The sequence below is a fragment of the Moraxella cuniculi genome (assembly GCF_900637105.1).
Classification (GTDB): domain Bacteria; phylum Pseudomonadota; class Gammaproteobacteria; order Pseudomonadales; family Moraxellaceae; genus Moraxella; species Moraxella cuniculi.
The window spans coordinates 660,283-678,538 of record NZ_LR134343.1 but is presented as its reverse complement, the minus strand read 5'-3'; the positions used below and the strand labels follow the sequence as shown (position 1 = coordinate 678,538).

The following is an 18,256-nucleotide window of genomic DNA, read 5'->3' as shown; positions in this document are numbered from 1 at the left end:
CTTGTAGCACAAACCGATTCTAAACATTGTACAAATCTACCAAATCATCAACACGACATTATCGGCAATATTAATCGCATCATCGGTGAATATACGCAGATTGTACCTTTGGCACCATGCTCTGTTTGCTGTGCTGTTATTTTTGATATTTTGTCAAAAACTCATTTAGCACCGACAAATCATCAAAATCATGACGCACGCCATTGATTTCTTGATAAGTCTCATGCCCCTTGCCTGCAATCACCACAATATCATGCTCACCTGCACAACGCACTGCCAGCTCTATTGCCGCCCTGCGGTCAGGCTCAACCATGATTTTATCATAATCATCAGCCTTTAGCCCTTCTTGCATTTGTGCCAAAATATCCAGCGGATCTTCCGAACGGGGATTATCTGCGGTCAAAATCACTTTGTTAGCATGAGTCAATCCTGCCTGTGTCATCGGCATACGCTTGCTGCGATCTCTATCGCCTCCACAGCCAAATACAGCGATTAGCTCACCTGTGCAATGTCGTCTTAGGCTTGATAATACCTGCACCAGAGCGTCTGGCGTATGTGCATAATCAACAATAAACGAACCCAGCTGTGATTTGGCACGCTGCATACGCCCCCTTGCTCCTTGCAAGTTTGCAACCAATGCTGGCAAATCCGTCCAATGCTCGGCAAACAATCTGTCAAATACCGCCACACTTGCCAATAAATTATCCACATTAAATAAGCCAAGCAATGGGCTGTGTAGCGAAAGCTCGCCCTGTGGCGTTATGATTTGTAATGCTACGCCGTCAAGACTTGGCTCAACTGACTTGGTGCGATAATCCGTCCTTGTCTGCTGACCGTAGCCATACAGCTCATAGCCACAAGGCTTGGTATAATCAAATAATGCGTACTCGGCATCATGATTTATCACCCCAACTGACAAAGTTGGAAAATATGCCTTGTCAAACAATCTTGCTTTGGCGGCACGATACGCTTGCATATCAGCATGATAGTCCAAATGATCATGCGATAAATTGGTATAAACCGCTGCCACAATCGGCACGCCCTGCAAGCGATACTGATCCAAGCCATGAGAGCTTGCCTCTAGGGCGATAACCTGCACCCCTTGCTGTGCCATTTGATGAATAAATTCATGCACGGACAAGACATCGCCTGTGGTGTTGGCAGCTTGTACCAATGCACCCAGCCTGCCATTACCTGCCGTACCCATCACCGCTGCTTGTATGCCCGCCGCCTGACACAACTGGGCGATTAATTGACTAACGGTTGTTTTGCCATTGGTGCCTGTTACCGCAATTACCATCGGCAAAGACACAGGCTGACATAGTTGCAGTCTGGCAGCAATCAAATCGCCCAGCACCGTGCGAATCTCTGGCACGCACAGCACAGGGATTGATACATCGCACAAATCCAATTGCTCGGCTGCTATCTCACTGATGACAAAACTGGCTTTATCCTTTATCGCTTGTAGATAGCGGTTGGCGTTGGCAATGCTGGTTATTTCATCAAGGCTACTGCTGGCAAGCAGCACAAAGCCATCGCCTTGATTGACCTGCCGAGAATCTAAGCAAAATCGTCCAAATTGACAAGCCAAAATCGGTGCAAACACCTGCCAAAGCCATGCACTTTTTGTCTGTGCAACCGTGCTTGGGGTATTGACTGCTTGCTCAATGACTTGCTTTATGCTGACAATATTATTCTGAAAACTCATAATCATTCCTTGAAACTATGACAAAGGTGCCTGTGTCGCTTGGCGAAGCGGCTTGTCATACGGCACATTATAAAGACGCAACGCCTCTTTCATGACATTGGCAAATACAGGTGCTGCAACCTGTCCTGCATAGGACTGTCTGCGTGGATCTTCCACCAAAATTGCCACTGCAAACCTTGGGTTGGACGCAGGAGCAACACCAACAAAAATCGCACGATGCTGATCGGTGTAGTATCCACCTTGTGGATTGGTACGGCGGCTGGTACCTGTCTTGCCAGCAACACGATAACCATCGATGGCAGCAGCCTGACCTGTACCGCCTGCACCTGTTACCAGCTCCATCATACGCACAACCGCTTCTGCATGCTGGGCACCGATGACTTGGGTTGGCTCTTTGCTTGGCTGATCCTTTACCAGACGCAGCGGATACATTAGCCCACGATTGCCAAGGGCTGCATAGGCTTGGGCAAGCTGTGCCAAAGTTACCTGCTGTCCATAACCATAACTTAAGGTTGCACGGCGTGATAGCTCACGGTCTTTAGGGACGATAACTTTGCCAGCAGATTCGGCAGGAAAGTCCAACGCTGTCTTGGCACCAAAGCCAAATTTCATCTGCATATTGGCAATGGCATTGGTCGGCAAATTAAGAGCGATTTTGGTTGAGGCAACATTACTGGATTTTTGGATTAATTTGTCCAGCGTAATCACGCCATAATTACCGCCATCACGAATGGTATAACCACCAACTGACACACTGCCCGGCGATGTATCAATCACCGAATTGGTATTGTATTTGCCAGATTCTAAGGCTGCTGCCACTGTAAATGGCTTCATTACCGAACCAGGTTCAAACACATCAAGCACGGGGCGGTTGCGTTCATTGGCACCGTCTCGCTCGGACAGATTGTTTGAGTTAAATGACGGCCACGAACCCATTGCCAGCACTTCGCCCGTTTTAACATCAACCACCATGCCAGAGCTTGAGCGAGCCGACTGCAATCGCCCAACCTGTTCAAGCTCCTTATACAAGACATATTGCAGTCGTGAGTCGATGGTCAGATTGATATCTCGCCCCTCGACAAGCGGTTCAATTTGCTCAATTTCTTGAATGACCTGACTGCCTCTGCTACGCAAAGTTAAAACCTTGCCATCTTTGCCAGCGAGCAACTCGTTGTATTTTGCCTCAATACCAGCACGCCCAATATAGCCACTGCCATCGCTTGATTGCCCCATAAAGCCCAAAATCTGTGCATTTGGCTCGGCTTGCAAATAATAGCGTTGGAAATATTGCTCTCGCCCAACCGCAAAAAACTCAAGCTGCATGACCGATTCGGCAATTTCGGGCGACACACGATTTAACAAGACCAAACGGCGTGAGCCTGCACCTTTTGGTAGTGCTGCTTGGACTTTTTTGTCATCACTGGCGTCCAATTTGGGGTCAATTTTTACCGCTGCTTGCAATTTTTCTAAAGGAAAGTTGGCCGCCGCTGCCAATTTGACCAAATCCATGTCTTTTAATTTTGTCAAAGTACGCTGCTTGACGGCATCTTTTTTGGTGCTGTTCATATCAGCAACCAAGCGATAGTATTCTTCGGCATACGCATAAGGATCAAAAAACACCGTATAAAGCGGAGCATTTGCCGCCAAAGGAGCACCAGCTCTGTCGGTAATCACCCCACGATAACTCGGCTCGGTACGCACTGTGGTGATGAGTTCATCGCCTTTGTCAATGTAAAACTGTGCATTAAAAATCTGCAAATAAGCCGCTCGTGCGATAAGCACAAACATCGCCAGTGCCATAATCAACCACACAAGCAAATATCTGCGTGCGTCTTGCTTGCCGCCAACCAAGCTCGCCCCAGTGCGTTTTTTTACACCAAACGACCACCATGATCTTTTTTTATTCTGCGTATCACGCTCTAAAGGTGCGGTAACACTTGCCGAGCCTAGTTTTGGTTTTTTGGTTGATTTGCTCATCTTTACTCACTTGCTTGGCTTGATGGCTTGGCATTTGGGGCAATGACACGGCGATTGTCATTATTGGGAAAAAACATTCCCAGCTCAGTTACCGCTCGCTGGGCAACTTGTGGTGTGGCACTGAAGGTTTGTTGCTCAATCATCAATCGCTGTTCTTCAATTTTTAGCTTGGTTAATTCTCGGTTGAGTTTTTGTAGCTCAATATACGCCTGATGCCTTGCTTGAGTTTGTTTGACAATCAAAATCGCCGTTGCAAAAATCAGCACAATCAAAACAGCAAGCACCAAACGCAACAGCTGACGCATATCAGGTGCAGATTCAGTTTCGTACAGATGATTTTTGTTCATAATATTGCTCATTATCGTTACTTAAAGCACCGCTGGCTCATCGCTACGCACCGCACCACGCAACCACGCACTTCTTGCTCTGGGATTTTGGTGAATCTCTGTCTGCGTTGGTGCTACTCGTTTGGGCTTGGCAAAATACTTTGGGCGAGCAGGCACAATCGGCAAATGCTGCTCTTCGTCATAATAGCCACGACTGTGCCGCTGCAAAAACTGCTTAATGCGGCGATCCTCAAGCGAATGAAAACTAATCACCGCAAGCCTACCACCTGTTGCCAGCAGTTCAATGCTCTGCTCAAGCAAGGCATCAACATCGCCAAGCTCATTATTAATAAAAATCCGCATCGCCTGAAAACTTTGGGTTGCTGGGTGCTTGCCTTTTTGCCAGTTTGGGTGAGCTTGCTTGATGACCTCAGCCAGCTGCAAGGTAGAATCATAGCTGTCCATCGCCTTGATTGCCCGAGCTATCTTGCGTGAATGCCGCTCCTCACCGAACTGATACAGCACATCTGCCAGCTCGTCTGCCGACACGCGTGCAAGCCACGCTGACACAGGCTCACCACGGGTGGTATCCATACGCATATCCACCGCCCCGTCTTTCATAAAGCTAAAGCCACGACTGCCATCGTCAAGTTGCGGACTAGACACGCCCAAATCCGCCATCAACCCATCAATCTTGCCAATGCCCAGTTTGTCCAAATCCTTGGCAACATTGGCAAAACTGTCATGCACCACCTGCACTCGCGAATCCATCGCCGCCAATTTTTGGGCAACTTCGATTGCTTCTGGGTCTTTGTCAAACACCACAAGCCTTGCTGATTCGTCCAAAAATTCAAGCAACCTGCGACTATGACCGCCACGCCCAAAAGTTGCATCAACATACACACCTGATACCGATGCCAGCTCCAGCTCTGTCAGCTTTTTGATATTTAACAGCATCGCCACCGTCTCATCAAGCAAAACAGCCGTATGCACAAACTGCTTTGGCATATCGCTTGCTGTAGTGATTGAGCTGACATCGTTCATGGTTGTTCACTGTGATTTTGTGCAAATTGATTAATAAATTTTAGATAATAATTTATCAAAAATTAACTGACTTATCAGTCAAAATAATCATAAACTATTACAAAACTAAAACCTTACTATTTTAGCAGTAAATGATGAATTTGTGGGGAATTTGTCGCAATTTTTTGTGTTAGATTGTTACGAGATTTCAACAATTGCCAAAATTTTGCCACATTTTGCACAGTTTGCACCAAACTCTACCAAAAATAGTGCCAATTTGCTATCATAGCACCTTATCTATTGTTTCAGTTGAAAGTTAAGAGCATCATATGACACGACCAGTTCGCACTCGCATCGCCCCCAGTCCGACAGGATTTCCTCATGTTGGCACCGCTTATATCGCCTTGTTTAATCTTGCTTTTGCCAAATCAATGGGCGGTGAGTTTATTTTGCGTATTGAGGACACTGACCAGACTCGCTCAACCAGTCAATCTGAACAAATGATTCTAAACGCCCTAAAATGGCTTGGGCTAAGCTGGTCTGAAGGCCCTGACATCGGTGGGCCGCACGCTCCTTATCGCCAAAGTGAACGCAGCGAAATCTACAAAAAATACGCCGAAGAACTGCTGGACAAAGGCCATGCTTTTCGCTGTTTTTGCACCCCAGAAGAGCTTGACCAAATGCGTGAGGCACAATTGGCTGCTGGTTTGCCTGTCAAATATGACGGACGCTATGCCAATCTTAGCCGTGAAGAATCCGATGCATTGGTCGCACAAGGCAAGCCTTATGTGATTCGTATGCGTGTGCCAAGCGAAGGGGTCTGCACCATTCACGATATGCTGCGTGGCGAGGTGGTGATTCCTTGGGAGCAAGTGGATATGCAAGTTCTGCTAAAGACAGATGGTATGCCTACTTATCATCTTGCCAATGTGGTTGATGACCATCTCATGCAAATCACCCATGTGCTGCGTGGCGAAGAATGGCTACCCTCTGCACCCAAGCATCAATTGCTGTACCAATACTTTGGTTGGCAAATGCCCGTCTTGTGCCATATGCCACTGCTTAGAAATCCTGACAAATCCAAACTGTCAAAACGCAAAAACCCCACCTCCATCACCTACTATCGTGATGCTGGCGTATTGCCTGAGGCACTGCTAAATTACTTGGGTCGCATGGGTTACAGCCTGCCTGACGAACAAGAAAAATTCAGCCTAGATGAGATGATTGCCAGTTTTGATATTTCACGCGTCTCGCTTGGCGGCCCTGTATTTGATATCGAAAAACTCTACTGGCTAAATGGCGAATACCTGCGTGCAATGGACACAGCAACGCTCAAGCATGCACTGTTATCTTGGGCAAATGATGACGAAAAACTGACCGCCATCACCAAGGCGATTCAGCCACGCATTAATTTATTATCCGATGCAATCAATTGGGCGGGATTTTATTTTCAAAATCTACCCGATATCAGCAGCGAAGATTTTGCCCACAAAACGCTTGATGGCGAACAGATTCTTGAGATTTTGTATTTGGCAACTTGGCAACTAGAAGCCCTGCCAGCATGGACTGAGGATAATATTTATCAAATCATGAAATCCTTGGCGGCACATTTTGACATCAAGCTCAAAGACTTCATGCAGCCGTTTTTTGTTGCCATTGCTGGCAGTACTGCCAGCACGCCTGTCATGAACTCAATGGCCATCATCGGTGCTGACATGACTTTGGCTCGCCTAAGACACGCCTGCGAAGTGCTGGGCGGACTTGGCAAGAAAAAACTCAAAAAACTTGAGGAAAAAAACAAAGCCCTGCCAAACTTTTTGGCGGACGGTGCAGTATAGCCTTGTGCCATAATCTCCAGATATCGCTTGAACAGGCAAAAATCTTGGCGATAAAAATTGAGAAAATTTACAAAAAATGCTTGACAGCTAAAAATTATGCTGTATAATACGCAGTCATTAAGCATGGGGCTATAGCTCAGTTGGTAGAGCACTTGCATGGCATGCAAGGGGTCAGCGGTTCGACTCCGCTTAGCTCCACCAGATGCTTAGTATGAAATGTAAGCACCTAGGCAATTTCTTGCATTTCATTTGCAGCAATATTTGCAAATTTTCTTGCGTCCCATTCGTCTAGAGGCCTAGGACACCGCCCTTTCACGGCGGTAACAGGGGTTCGAATCCCCTATGGGATGCCACTTATTTTCTTAATAAAGAACAAAACGCCAGTCTGATTTGACTGGCTTTTTTGTTTGTACAAGTTTGCTTGGTGAATCATGGCCAATTTTAATACACACTTAACCGCTGGCGTGATTATTAGCAGTACTGTTGCTGGCTTGGGGTTTTATTTTCAGCTTTATGGTCTGACAACTGCGGTGCTGTGCGTGATGGTTGGCACATTGGGCAGTCTGCTGCCTGATATCGACCTTGACAGCTCCAAGCCTGCCAAACAAGGTTTTTTTACACTATCGCTCATCAGCTCAACGCTGATTACCATCATCTATGCCAATCGCTACCAATCTGGTCAGTTGCTGCTGCATTCATTGCTCATCTGGGCGATTGGGTTTGTGATTATGCGTGGGGCGACCGAGTTGTTTAGTCGCTTAACGGTTCATCGTGGCATGGTGCATTCTGTGCCCTATATGGCAGTCTTTGCACTTGGGGTGGTTTATGGTGCATTTTATGGATTAAAATTAACCGCCTTTGTCAGCTGGATATTTGGTATGATGCTGTTTATTGGAGCGATGGTGCATTTGGCACTCGATGAAATCTACAGCGTCAATGTTTATGGACTAAGGCTCAAAAAATCCGCTGGCACGGCGATGAAATTTATCGAAAAAGACAAGCTGATTTGGTACGCTGGCTTGTACAGCTTGATTGCCGCCCTATGCTACAAAGCACCGCCTTATGGTGATTTTGTGCGTGCCATCACCAAAATAGCAAGGGGTATGGTTTAGGCTGGAAGATTGGCAAAAATCAAGCTCTACCCAAACCGAAACGCCACGCCCGTTACAACAAACGCAATCGCCCACAGACAAATCAGTCCCACATGAACCATCATCAGACGCATGGTCTTGGCATCATGCACGCCCTTTTCAAATCGTGCCACCACTCGCAAGCGAGCGTGCAAAGCGGTGATGATGGTCAATAGCAGCCAAAACAGCTTGGCATAAATCAGCCCGCCAAGCTGCCCCAACGGTGCCAGCCACTGCGACATTGGCACCATTGCATTGAGCATATACGCCCCTGTTATCACCTGCACGGCGAGTGCCAAAAGCCCAAGCGGCTCATAGCTTTTTTCAAATTGCAAAAAAGCTGCCACATCTTGATTACGCACAAAGCGTGGCATTAATCGCACAAACAAATACAGATGCACGCCCACCCAAATGCTGGCAGCAATAATATGCACAATAAGCAATATCCGATACATAATTCACCTCTGATGTCGCCGACCCTTGCGAAAAACGAATTCGTCTTGATAAAACGCGGCATCTGCATTGTCCCAAAAGTGCGGCACGCCCAAAATCGGCAAAGGGCTAAACTGTCGTGGCGTTACACCTGCAACCAAAAATTTATCAAGACGATCGCACAGCAGCTCATCAAGCATCGACAATTGCATGGCAAGCGGTTTGGCAAAAAAGACTTGTGGCACACGCACAATCAGCGTATGGGCACATAATGATTTGTAGGGATTGAGCATTTGCTCAAGCAAGGCATGGCCAAAAATAAACGCCCTTGCCCCAGTGTACCGCTTGGCAATATCAGGATTGTGCCAATATTGGCGATTCTTTACCAAGCAAGTCTGCCAATCAAACCCCACCAAAGCATCTGCGATTTCGCTGCCGATTTCATCATCACTGACTGCGATGATTGCCCCATTTTCGTCAAATACGGTGATGGTATCACGCACACGATTGCGGCCATTGCCACTATCCACCGCATCAAAATGGGCTATGTGTTTGGCGTTTAATAAGGCTTTTGTTTTGGGAAATTTTGCCCAGACGCAAGCACCGAACCAATCATGCAGATTGTCTCTGGTGGGAATTTTGGCATATTTGTGAATAAAAGCCTCATACGCTGTGCCATGTGGCAAATCATCTTGACTGACAAATGACAGGGGCGTGGCGGTGGCGTGGAGCTTTGGCGTGATATTATTTGCCAAAAAATAACCGTTAAGCCACTCTGCCAAAAAGGTCGGGCAGTCATCAACAAAGGCATGATGAATATCAGCATAAGGACGCAAATGCACAGGCAGGCAAGCGGTGCGTGGCAATAAATAAGCAAAATCAACTGATGGCATGGTCTTATCTTGTACAAATATAAGACATTATACCACCAAGCTGATTAACAAAACGAGCCTATCGGTGTAAATTTCAACCAATTAAAATACAAAATCCACTTGTGCTAAATACTGTCGCCCAACTTCGGAACGCACCGTGCTGCCACCTAGGTATTGGCTACGGCGATTGAGCAGATTATTGACAGTTAGGCCAAATGCCAATTGATAATCGCCACCAAACTCATAGCGAGCATTCATGTCCCACTTAACCGTGCCACCCATGCGTTTTTTGCTGTATTCTTGTCGCACCACCGAACCTGCATAATCAAACTGTTTATCAATTGGCAGGGTTGAGTTGGCAAGACCAATTTGTCCAGCACGATAGCTAAGCTGATTATTTAGACTAAAGCGATTAAAGCGACTGTATAAGTTCAAAGTGGCACGCCACGGCTGATTGTAATTCACAGCTGGCAAATCGGTATGTTCAATCACACGCCCTTGATACAATACATAAGGATCGTCTCGCAAGGTGGAATCATCAAAATCATTAAAATTACGCAAAGTTTTGGTATAGCTGCCACCCACAGACAACTGATGCTCACCACCAAATAACTTTAGTGGCTTGGCGGTTGTTAGCTTTAGGCTATAAATATCCGATTGGCTTTTGCCCAAATTATCATAAGCCCAAACCAGCGGCGTGGTGCTGACACGATACTGACGTATCTGATCTTGATAATTGCGGCGAGTGTATTGCAATTGCCAATTTGTGTTGTATGCTTTGGCCGTGATACCTGCAACATATTCATCTGTAGATGGTGATTTTAGGGCATTGCGAGCGATTCTAGCACCTGTCAAATTACCAATGGTTTGCCAATTATCATCTAAATTTGTGCGTCTTTGATCCCAAGCAAAATTCTTAATGCCGTCTTGCAACGATAAATTAAACGCATTTCGCCCATAATAGCGGTTTGCCCCCAGTGTTAGTGCCAAGTCTGAATTAGCAAAAGGCTGATAAGTCAAATGAAAACGCGGTGCAATGGTGGCTTTTTTGGTCATATTGTCATCATCGTATCTTAAGCCCAGATTGACAGCAAGCCGCTGACCAAATGTCAATTTATGCTGCGTGAACGCCGACCAGCCAAGCTGTTTGAGATTAATCGCACCTGCCTGATAATAGGTGCGGCGAGTATGGTACTGACCAACGGTTTTGTTGTTACGCTCATAAGTGCTGTCGCAATATTTATCAATACTGCCGTCCGCACGCTGGCAGTCCGTGCCATTCGCTCCCTTAATTTCAGGAATAAAATACCAATAATAATCGCTCGTACGCCGCCAATCTGCCTGCTGCTGATTCAGGCTGGCACCTACAGTCATTTGATGGCTAAACCTACCATTTTCATAAGGATTAAAGGCAGCTTTGAGCTGATATTGCCAGCTGTTGCCATTTTGTTCAAGCGGTGTGCCTGTTGTACCCTCATTGACCGCAGCACCCACGCCCCAATCCTTAGCGGCGGATTTTCGCCATGATATGTATTCATCAGAGCTAACTTTGCGTTGCTGTTTTTCTTGCTTGTACACCAAAGCGTGTTTTAGTTGAAAATTCGGCAAATCATGACTAAACGACAAATCCACAATGTAATTTTGCTGATCAACCGTGTGCTTGCTATCAGCAACATTTGGCTGATATCTTAGCGAGCCATTATTGGTATATGACAGATTCAGCTTGACGCTGTTGTTGGCATTAATCTGATATTCGGCATCAAGCATGGCATTATCAGCAGTCCGCTGCTGGTTATACGCTCTGGCATCGGGCAGGTTGGCTTTTAGATAAATATCTGACAGACGGCGTGATAATGATAAAGACAGACCAAGATTATTGGTTGGCTTGCCATAAACAGTGGCACTTAGCCCTTGCTTTTTAAAATCTTTTTGATAGTTGATATTGTTATTTTTGTCAAAATCCTCAAGCTCGCTGGCATTGACATAGTTATATTTGGTCCAGTCGCTGCTGGTATAATCGTAGCTGATTTTACCGTATATTTTGCCTGTGGCGGTTTTAGGCACACAAGTTTTTGCCTTTACCACACCGCCGACAAAACCACCATATTCTGCTGATACATTGCTATCTAATACGCTAAGCTCGCATAATAACGCTGTATTGATGGTTGCTGTTTGTGCCGAACCTGGTAATTTATCCGCCGCAAAGCTGTTATCACCGCCAACAGGGTTGATTTCATTGGCAATGCTGGCGTTATTTAACAAAATCTGATTATCATACTGCAATGCACCATTAATACTAAAATCAGTGGCAAAAATCTCCCCTTGAGTGCCAGCCGCCTGATCTGCACGGTCAAACTGCACATTGGGATGTTGTTTGAGCATCTCGGTGATGGTGCGATTGATTGCTGGGGTATTTTGTAGTTTTTCGGCATCATAATAAGTACGCCCAATATCATTTTGGCGTGGCACTGACGAAACATATACCGCTGGCAGGACAACACTTGGCACTATGCCCGTAGTTTGTGGTGCTGCTTTTTCTGCCGCTACCTCTTGAGCATTCGCCCAATTGGGCATCAAGATCATAATTGATGCACTAAGTAAGCTCAAACTGCTTTTCATTTTATTATCCCAAATTAGCATAAATAATAACAAGAAATTTATGGATAATGATTATTATTTATTTTGTAAAATATGTCAACAATTTTGACAAATATTTTTATTTGTTAATTTTTCTTATTTAAATTGCAGTTTGTATGCGTAATTTATCTACGCAAACTGATAATTTTGATTATTTGATTTTATAAAGTCAGCAAAAATGCCACCACTGCTTTGCGTTCTTGACGCGTTAGCCCAAGCGGTACAATCAAAGCATCTTTATGATTTTGGCGTGCCAAAGGCGGTGCGGATTTTGGCAACCGTTCAGGCATGGCTTGATTGTACATCTCAACCACGCCCTCAAGATTGGTAAATCTCCCATGATGGAACCATGGCTTGCTTTGTGCCAAATTACGCAAAGATGGTGTTTTAAATTTGCCAAAATCGGCACTGTTGCCAGTGATGGCATAAGCACCAAAATCAGCAAAAGCACTGCCTGCCAAAGTTTGGTTCAGATTGTGCAGTTTGCCATCGCTCATTGCTTGCCCAAAATGACAATTCATGCAGCGTGCCTTGGTGCGAAACAAATGAAAACCAAGTAACTGCTGGTCATCAAAAGCGGACACATCGCCCAAAAGCACTGTATCAAAACTGGTCTGTGCAGGTGTTAGGCTTTGTAAATACGCCACCACTGCTTGGCTGAACTGTTCAATGGTTATCGCTTGCACCTGCTGACCAAAAACTTGACGGAATTTTGGCAAATAGCCCACTTCTTGCAACCGCCAATCAATACTGTCAAGCGATATTGCCATTTCATTGAGGTTTGTTAATGGCAACAACACCTGTTCGGATAATGACTTGGCTCTGCCGTCCCAAAAAAATTGCACCTGATTTGTCATAAGCCCCAAATGCACAAGCGACTGGCTATTGCGTTCACCTTTGCGTCCAAGCACGCCAACAGACACAGTGCGAGGATCGGCAAATGCGTATTCTGGGCGATGGCAACTGCCACAGGAAATTTGACCATCTAAAGACAACGCCGTCTCAAAAAACAACCGCTCTCCCAATTTTGCCTTTGCCGACAGACTGCTTGACAAGCGATTTGGCACAGGTGCTAACTCTTGCCACGCCACACCTTTGTCAATCACAGGCTGCGGCCACTTGCTGACTGGTTTGGCATATTGTTCACGCAAACAAGCCATGTCATAGCCTTGTTCATGCTGACAAATGGTATAATCCCACGCCCCAAAAGCACAAAGAGTCATGACGGCAAGCCAACCAAGCAGCAGCCAGCCAATCTGCCGTATCACTTTGCTCCACGCATACTGCATACACATAGATTTTAGCTTGCTATCCATTCATGACAAATCTGGATAATCGGTGATAATGTCCGTCCAATTCTACTGTTTGCCAAGTTACTACTTCGGATTATGAATCAACACCGCATTCCTTGTGGTGCAAACCTGATCACCACCCAATGTTAATGTCAAAAAACCCAAGCTGCAACTTGGGTTTTAGGACTTGCATCAGAACTGGTATTTGATGCTGGCAAAATATGAGCGACCCGCTTCGTTGTAGGTTCTAGCACCGCTGTTGGTGCGTTTGATTTGCTTGTCCAAGACATTATTTACACCAGCTCGCACAGTGATTGCGTCATTCCATTTGTAACCAGCATTTATCCCGAGTATGCCATAGCTTGGCACTTCGGTTGGACGCATTTCCTCACGCTCACGCGGTGTGGTTGGCACGGTGCGTGGTTTTTGGCGACCGTATTGTGTATAAGTCAGATTGGCATCTAGATTGTCTGTTACCAGCCAATTCAAACTAGAATTAACGGTGAATTTTGGAATCACTGACAGCGGGCTGCCAGTTTCCTTGTCCTTAGATTGCATCATATAGGTAAAGTTATTCACCCAACGCAGCTTATCTTGTGCCAATGGCAAGGTCAGATTACCCTCAACACCCTCAACAATCGCCTGCTTGCTATTCTCCCACTGCAAAATCTCAGCACCCAATGCTGTTGTGCCCAGCACTTGTGTGCCTGCAACTATCTTGTTGCGATAGTCGTTATTAAAATACGCAATAGAAGCTCTAAGTCCATCTTTGGCATATTCTAGACCAATTTCCTTATTCCAGCTGGTTTCAGGCTTTAGATTCTCTGAGCCGAGCAAGTAGCAAGATTGGGTGCCTTGTGGCAAAATGCGACAACTTCTGCCTGCACTGTACAGCATATAATTAGGATTTGCTTGGTAGAGGTTTGGGTTTTTGTAGGTGCGAGCAATGCCGCCTTTGATTTTCAGATTATCAGTGATATTATGGGCAATATTAATACCGCCTGTAACCACCGAACCTGCATCGCTGCTGTAGTTGTACCGTACAGTTGGCACAACAAAAGTGCCTTTGGCAACAGCAATATTATCCTCAGCAAATACCGCCCAGCTGGTGCGTTTAATCTGCCCTGTACGGTCTTGGCGAATGCCGTCATAACTGTCCGCCTGACCTCGACGATTGGTAGACAGATTCTGGCTGGTAGACGCACCATCATTTAGATCGGTACGCACCACTTCAGCACCAACTGTCAGCATCTGCTCAAAGCCAAAATTCAGCGGAATATTCAGCTCAGAGGTCAGACGCGTATTCTTAAGCACGCTGTTTGTAAAGCCTTGATTGCGGCTGTCATAAGAGCCTTCGGTGCGACCTGCCAACGCCTCTTTTAGGCGACTGTTGGTGGTGCGATCATAGCTTAGCACCGTTTTGCCATCAGCCCAGCCATATTGAGCCGTGTGCGTGATTGCATAATTTTGGCGATACAGTCGAGCGGTTTCGGCACCGTTTAATGATTTGGTATAAGCTTCACCATCTGCGGTGCCACCAGCATTATTAAACTGCGTATCGCCATTATAGATATTGCCCTGACGGCTAAACCCAGTATCAAAACTTAGCTTATGATTGTCATTAATCTGCCAATCCATACGAGCAGAAATGTCTTTATTGCGTACGCCCTCACGCCCTGCACTCAATGGCGGTATTGGGTCATTGTTGGTTCTTTCGGCTGGATTAATATCCATCGCATCAGCATCTGTTTTGTTCTGGCTGGCATACAGACGCATACCAAGTTTGTCCTTAATCAACGGCCCGCTCAACAACAACCCAACTCGCTGTGTCGCCCCCTCTTTGTCATCTTGGGGCTGATTGGTATAATAATTAACACTGCCAAAAAATTCATCTGTTGTTGGCTTGGTCTTGATATTCACCACTCCGCCCATCGCACCAGAGCCATAACGAGCTGCCGCAGGGCCTCGCAATACCTCAATGGATTCAATCATTTCTGCTGGCACCCAGTTGCTATCGCCACGCGTATTGCGTTCGCCCGAGCGACCATAGCGTTCAGCACCGCGTGAGGTTACAGGTCTGCCGTCAACCAAGATTAGGGTGTTTTCTGGTCCCATGCCACGAATGTCAATTTGGCGTTTGTTGCCACGAGCTGCACCTGCGGCATTGCCTGTCAAGTTCACCCCTGGCATGGTACGCAAAATCTCCGATACATCATTTTGCACAGGGCGTTTTTCCAAATCCGCCTGATTAATCCTTGATACGCCCAAAGATTGCTTAACTTGGGCTTCGGCGGTAACGACTTGAGTTGGTAGTACAACCGTTGGTAGGGTGGTTTTGGCTGTTTCTTCTGTAGTATTTGCAAATGCTGCACCACTCATGCAGGCAAAAATACACAATGCCAAAGATTTTGGCTGAAAGTTTGACATAAATCCTCCAGTAATCATCAATCCATAAAATTGCAACAATGCTGTAACCAGCTGATACGATATTATTATAAAAGCTGATTGTATGTTTGTAAAGTATAATTATTATCAATATGATAATAATTTTTAATATTATTAATAATCATGGTAAGGCACGTATGAGCTGTGTTGCAAAATCAACCAACCAATCAGCAAAAATAAAACCCAAGCTGTAACTTGGGTTTTAGGACTTGCATCAGAACTGGTATTTGATGCTGGCAAAATATGAGCGACCCGCTTCGTTGTAGGTCTGATTGCCGATACGCAATAGCTGCTTATCAAACAAATTCTCAACACCAACTCTGGCACTGATATTGTCATTGAAGCGATAACCTGCATTGATGCCTGCAATGCCGTACGCCTTCACTTCGGTCAAATCCAGCCCCCTATCAATCTGCATATTACCCTCGGCGAATTGGCGTGGTTTTTGCTTGCCATAATGCGTATAGCTGGCAACAACATCAACCTTATCCGACACTTGATAATTCAAAATAGAATTCCAAGTATAGCGAGGGATAATGGACAGTGGGTTGCCCGTTGTTTTGTTTTTAGAATCCATAATATAAGTTAAATTATTTGTCCAGCTTGCCTTATCAAAGCGATAAGTAATGCTACCCTCCACGCCCTGCACCAGTGCCTTTGGTACATTTTCCCATTGCAAGAGATTGTAGGTATCTTGACCTCTGGTTACGCGACCAAGCACAGTGTTGCCACTGGCGATTTTGTTTTTATAATCGCTTCTAAACCAAGTTAAGCTGGCATTAACTTTGTTATTCTTAAATTGTACACCAAGCTCACTATTGATGGCAGTTTCGGGCTTAAGATCTTCGTTCGCCATCAAATAGCAGTTGTTGATGCGTGTAGCCTGACCACTTGCCGCATAATTATAGGCATTGCCCTGATAGGTGTAGTTTACAGGACAGCCATTGCCACGCGTAAACAGCAGATAACCCGGTGCAGTTTGGTACATATTGGGTGCTTTGTAGGCTTTGGCAATGCCACCTTTGATTGTCCAGCCATCGGTCAATCTGTGCGTGATATTCATCGCTGGGCTGAAATTTGACCCTGATTTGTTGTGATTGTCATATCTAAGTGCCAAAACCAAATCGGTATCATTGCCAAGCGTGATATTATCCTCGGCATACACAGAATAAATGCGTGAGTTCATATCGGCACGATTGCTCGGTAATTGCACCAAGCCTGAACTGTCCGCCATCACGGTTGATACAGGATCATTAAAATCATCACCGACATACTCTGCACCCACCGTCAAGACATTAGGCACAGCAGCATAAAATGGCACAACCACCTCGCCTGATAAGCGTTTGGTTTTTAGTCGTGAAGTGAACTTGTCATCGCTGTTAAATGCCCCTTCGCCACCGCCAGCCAAGCCTTCGCCTTGACGATAATTGCGAGTATAATCATATTGGGCGATCAATTTGCTGCTGATATTGTTGGCATATTCGCCTTCGTGGGTGATGGCATGGCTTTGGCGGTACATGGTGTTGGTTTCTGCACCAACCAAGTTGTTAATTCGCTTAGCCGTCTGATCAACCTCCAGCACGCCTGTGCGTCTGTTGGGAGTCATCGGGTTATTATTGGCGGCATCATAGCCGTTCGACTGGGTATCGCCTGCATAAATATTACCTTGGCGACCATAAGAGCTGTCCAAAGTCAAGCTGTGGTTTGGGTTGATTTGGTATGCCAACCGCAGTCCAGCGTCTTTGTTAATCACGCCCTCACGACCAGCAGCACGCCTGCCATTAACCACAGGGTTGATATCCACATCATCAGCGTCAGTCTTGTTATAGCCTGCATAGACACGCATACCCAGTTTATTGTCAATAATCGGTGCACTCAAAGTGGCATTGACTCGCACACTGTCACCTTCTTTGCTGTTTTCGGGCTGGCTGGTGTATACACTGACGCTGCCTGTTGGCGTATCAGTTATTTTTTTGGTTCTGATATTCACCACCCCGCCCATCGCACCAGAGCCATAACGAGCTGCTGCAGGGCCTCTCAATACCTCAATGGATTCAATCGCACCACTTGGAATCCACTGCGAATCTCCACGCGTATCACGCTCACCACCCCAGCTATAACGCACCGAATTTCTTGAGCTGACAGGCTTGCCATCGATGAGAATTAGCGTATTTTCTGGACCCATGCCACGAATGTCAATTTGGCGATTGTTGCCCCTAGCACCGCCGACACTGTTGCCTGTTAGATTGACGCCCGGCATTTTGCGGACGATTTCAGCAACATCATTTTTGACAGGCGTGCGGTCAAAATCACTGCCTGTAATGGTTGATACGCCCAAAGATTGCTTAACTTGGGCTTCGGCGGTAACGACTTGGGTTGGTAGTACAACCGTTGGTAGGGTGGTTTTGGCTGTTTCTTCTGTAGTATTTGCAAATGCTGCACCGCTCATGCAGGCAAAAATACACAATGCCAAAGATTTTGGCTGAAAGTTTGACATGATTTTCTCCATAGCAAACAAACTCTAAGCAAGTTTTGCTGATAAATACGCATACAAGTTGCCCAATTATAAAGCTTCA

At 45.9% G+C, this 18,256-nt stretch carries 12 protein-coding genes and 2 tRNA genes; 4 read left to right on the top strand and 10 right to left on the bottom strand.

Features of this window, described 5'->3' with window-relative positions; all coding sequences use genetic code 11:
• Window positions 1–136: 136 nt before the first annotated feature.
• From EL162_RS03140 to rsmH, 4 genes are read right to left on the bottom strand one after another with little or no spacing between them, the layout of a single operon-like run.
• Window positions 137–1,708, bottom strand: a complete 1,572-nt coding sequence (locus EL162_RS03140; RefSeq protein ID WP_126330050.1) for a UDP-N-acetylmuramoyl-L-alanyl-D-glutamate--2,6-diaminopimelate ligase — start codon at window positions 1,706–1,708, stop codon at window positions 137–139.
• Window positions 1,709–1,723: 15 nt separating this feature from the next.
• A complete protein-coding gene (locus EL162_RS03135) occupies window positions 1,724–3,685 on the bottom strand; it encodes a peptidoglycan D,D-transpeptidase FtsI family protein (RefSeq protein WP_126330049.1) in 1,962 nt (653 codons plus the stop codon).
• Between the two features lie 2 nt (window positions 3,686–3,687).
• A complete protein-coding gene (gene ftsL, locus EL162_RS03130) occupies window positions 3,688–4,032 on the bottom strand; it encodes a cell division protein FtsL (protein WP_076554528.1) in 345 nt (114 codons plus the stop codon).
• Window positions 4,033–4,053: 21 nt separating this feature from the next.
• Window positions 4,054–5,055: a 16S rRNA (cytosine(1402)-N(4))-methyltransferase RsmH gene (gene rsmH, locus EL162_RS03125; RefSeq protein WP_126330048.1), complete on the bottom strand. Its 1,002-nt coding sequence runs from the start codon at window positions 5,053–5,055 to the stop codon at window positions 4,054–4,056.
• Window positions 5,056–5,363: 308 nt separating this feature from the next.
• Between rsmH and gltX the strand changes: the two genes are divergently transcribed.
• From gltX to EL162_RS03105, 4 genes are all read left to right on the top strand, one after another.
• The gene (gltX, locus tag EL162_RS03120) at window positions 5,364–6,872 is read left to right on the top strand and encodes a glutamate--tRNA ligase (RefSeq protein ID WP_126330046.1); all 1,509 of its coding nucleotides are present in this window, start codon (window positions 5,364–5,366) and stop codon (window positions 6,870–6,872) included.
• 125 nt (window positions 6,873–6,997) lie between these two features.
• A tRNA-Ala gene (locus tag EL162_RS03115) sits at window positions 6,998–7,073 on the top strand.
• 76 nt (window positions 7,074–7,149) lie between these two features.
• A tRNA-Glu gene (locus EL162_RS03110) sits at window positions 7,150–7,225 on the top strand.
• 78 nt (window positions 7,226–7,303) lie between these two features.
• Complete coding sequence (locus tag EL162_RS03105) at window positions 7,304–7,984, top strand: metal-dependent hydrolase (protein ID WP_126330044.1); 681 nt, start codon at window positions 7,304–7,306, stop codon at window positions 7,982–7,984.
• Window positions 7,985–8,010: 26 nt separating this feature from the next.
• Here EL162_RS03105 and EL162_RS03100 read toward each other — a convergent pair whose 3' ends face one another.
• From EL162_RS03100 to EL162_RS03075, 6 genes are all read right to left on the bottom strand, one after another.
• Complete coding sequence (locus tag EL162_RS03100; protein WP_126330042.1) at window positions 8,011–8,457, bottom strand: CopD family protein; 447 nt, start codon at window positions 8,455–8,457, stop codon at window positions 8,011–8,013.
• 3 nt (window positions 8,458–8,460) lie between these two features.
• Window positions 8,461–9,327, bottom strand: a complete 867-nt coding sequence (locus tag EL162_RS03095; RefSeq protein WP_126330040.1) for a DUF3025 domain-containing protein — start codon at window positions 9,325–9,327, stop codon at window positions 8,461–8,463.
• Between the two features lie 81 nt (window positions 9,328–9,408).
• The gene (locus tag EL162_RS03090) at window positions 9,409–11,925 is read right to left on the bottom strand and encodes a TonB-dependent receptor plug domain-containing protein (protein WP_170161403.1); all 2,517 of its coding nucleotides are present in this window, start codon (window positions 11,923–11,925) and stop codon (window positions 9,409–9,411) included.
• Window positions 11,926–12,104: 179 nt separating this feature from the next.
• Complete coding sequence (locus tag EL162_RS03085) at window positions 12,105–13,238, bottom strand: cytochrome-c peroxidase (protein WP_170161402.1); 1,134 nt, start codon at window positions 13,236–13,238, stop codon at window positions 12,105–12,107.
• A gap of 189 nt (window positions 13,239–13,427) precedes the next feature.
• Entirely contained in the window at window positions 13,428–15,662 is a 2,235-nt protein-coding gene (locus EL162_RS03080; protein WP_126330034.1) for a FepA family TonB-dependent siderophore receptor, read from the bottom strand.
• Window positions 15,663–15,894: 232 nt separating this feature from the next.
• Window positions 15,895–18,177 (bottom strand): FepA family TonB-dependent siderophore receptor, encoded by a 2,283-nt coding sequence (locus tag EL162_RS03075; protein ID WP_126330032.1) that lies wholly within the window; start codon window positions 18,175–18,177, stop codon window positions 15,895–15,897.
• Window positions 18,178–18,256 lie beyond the last annotated feature (79 nt).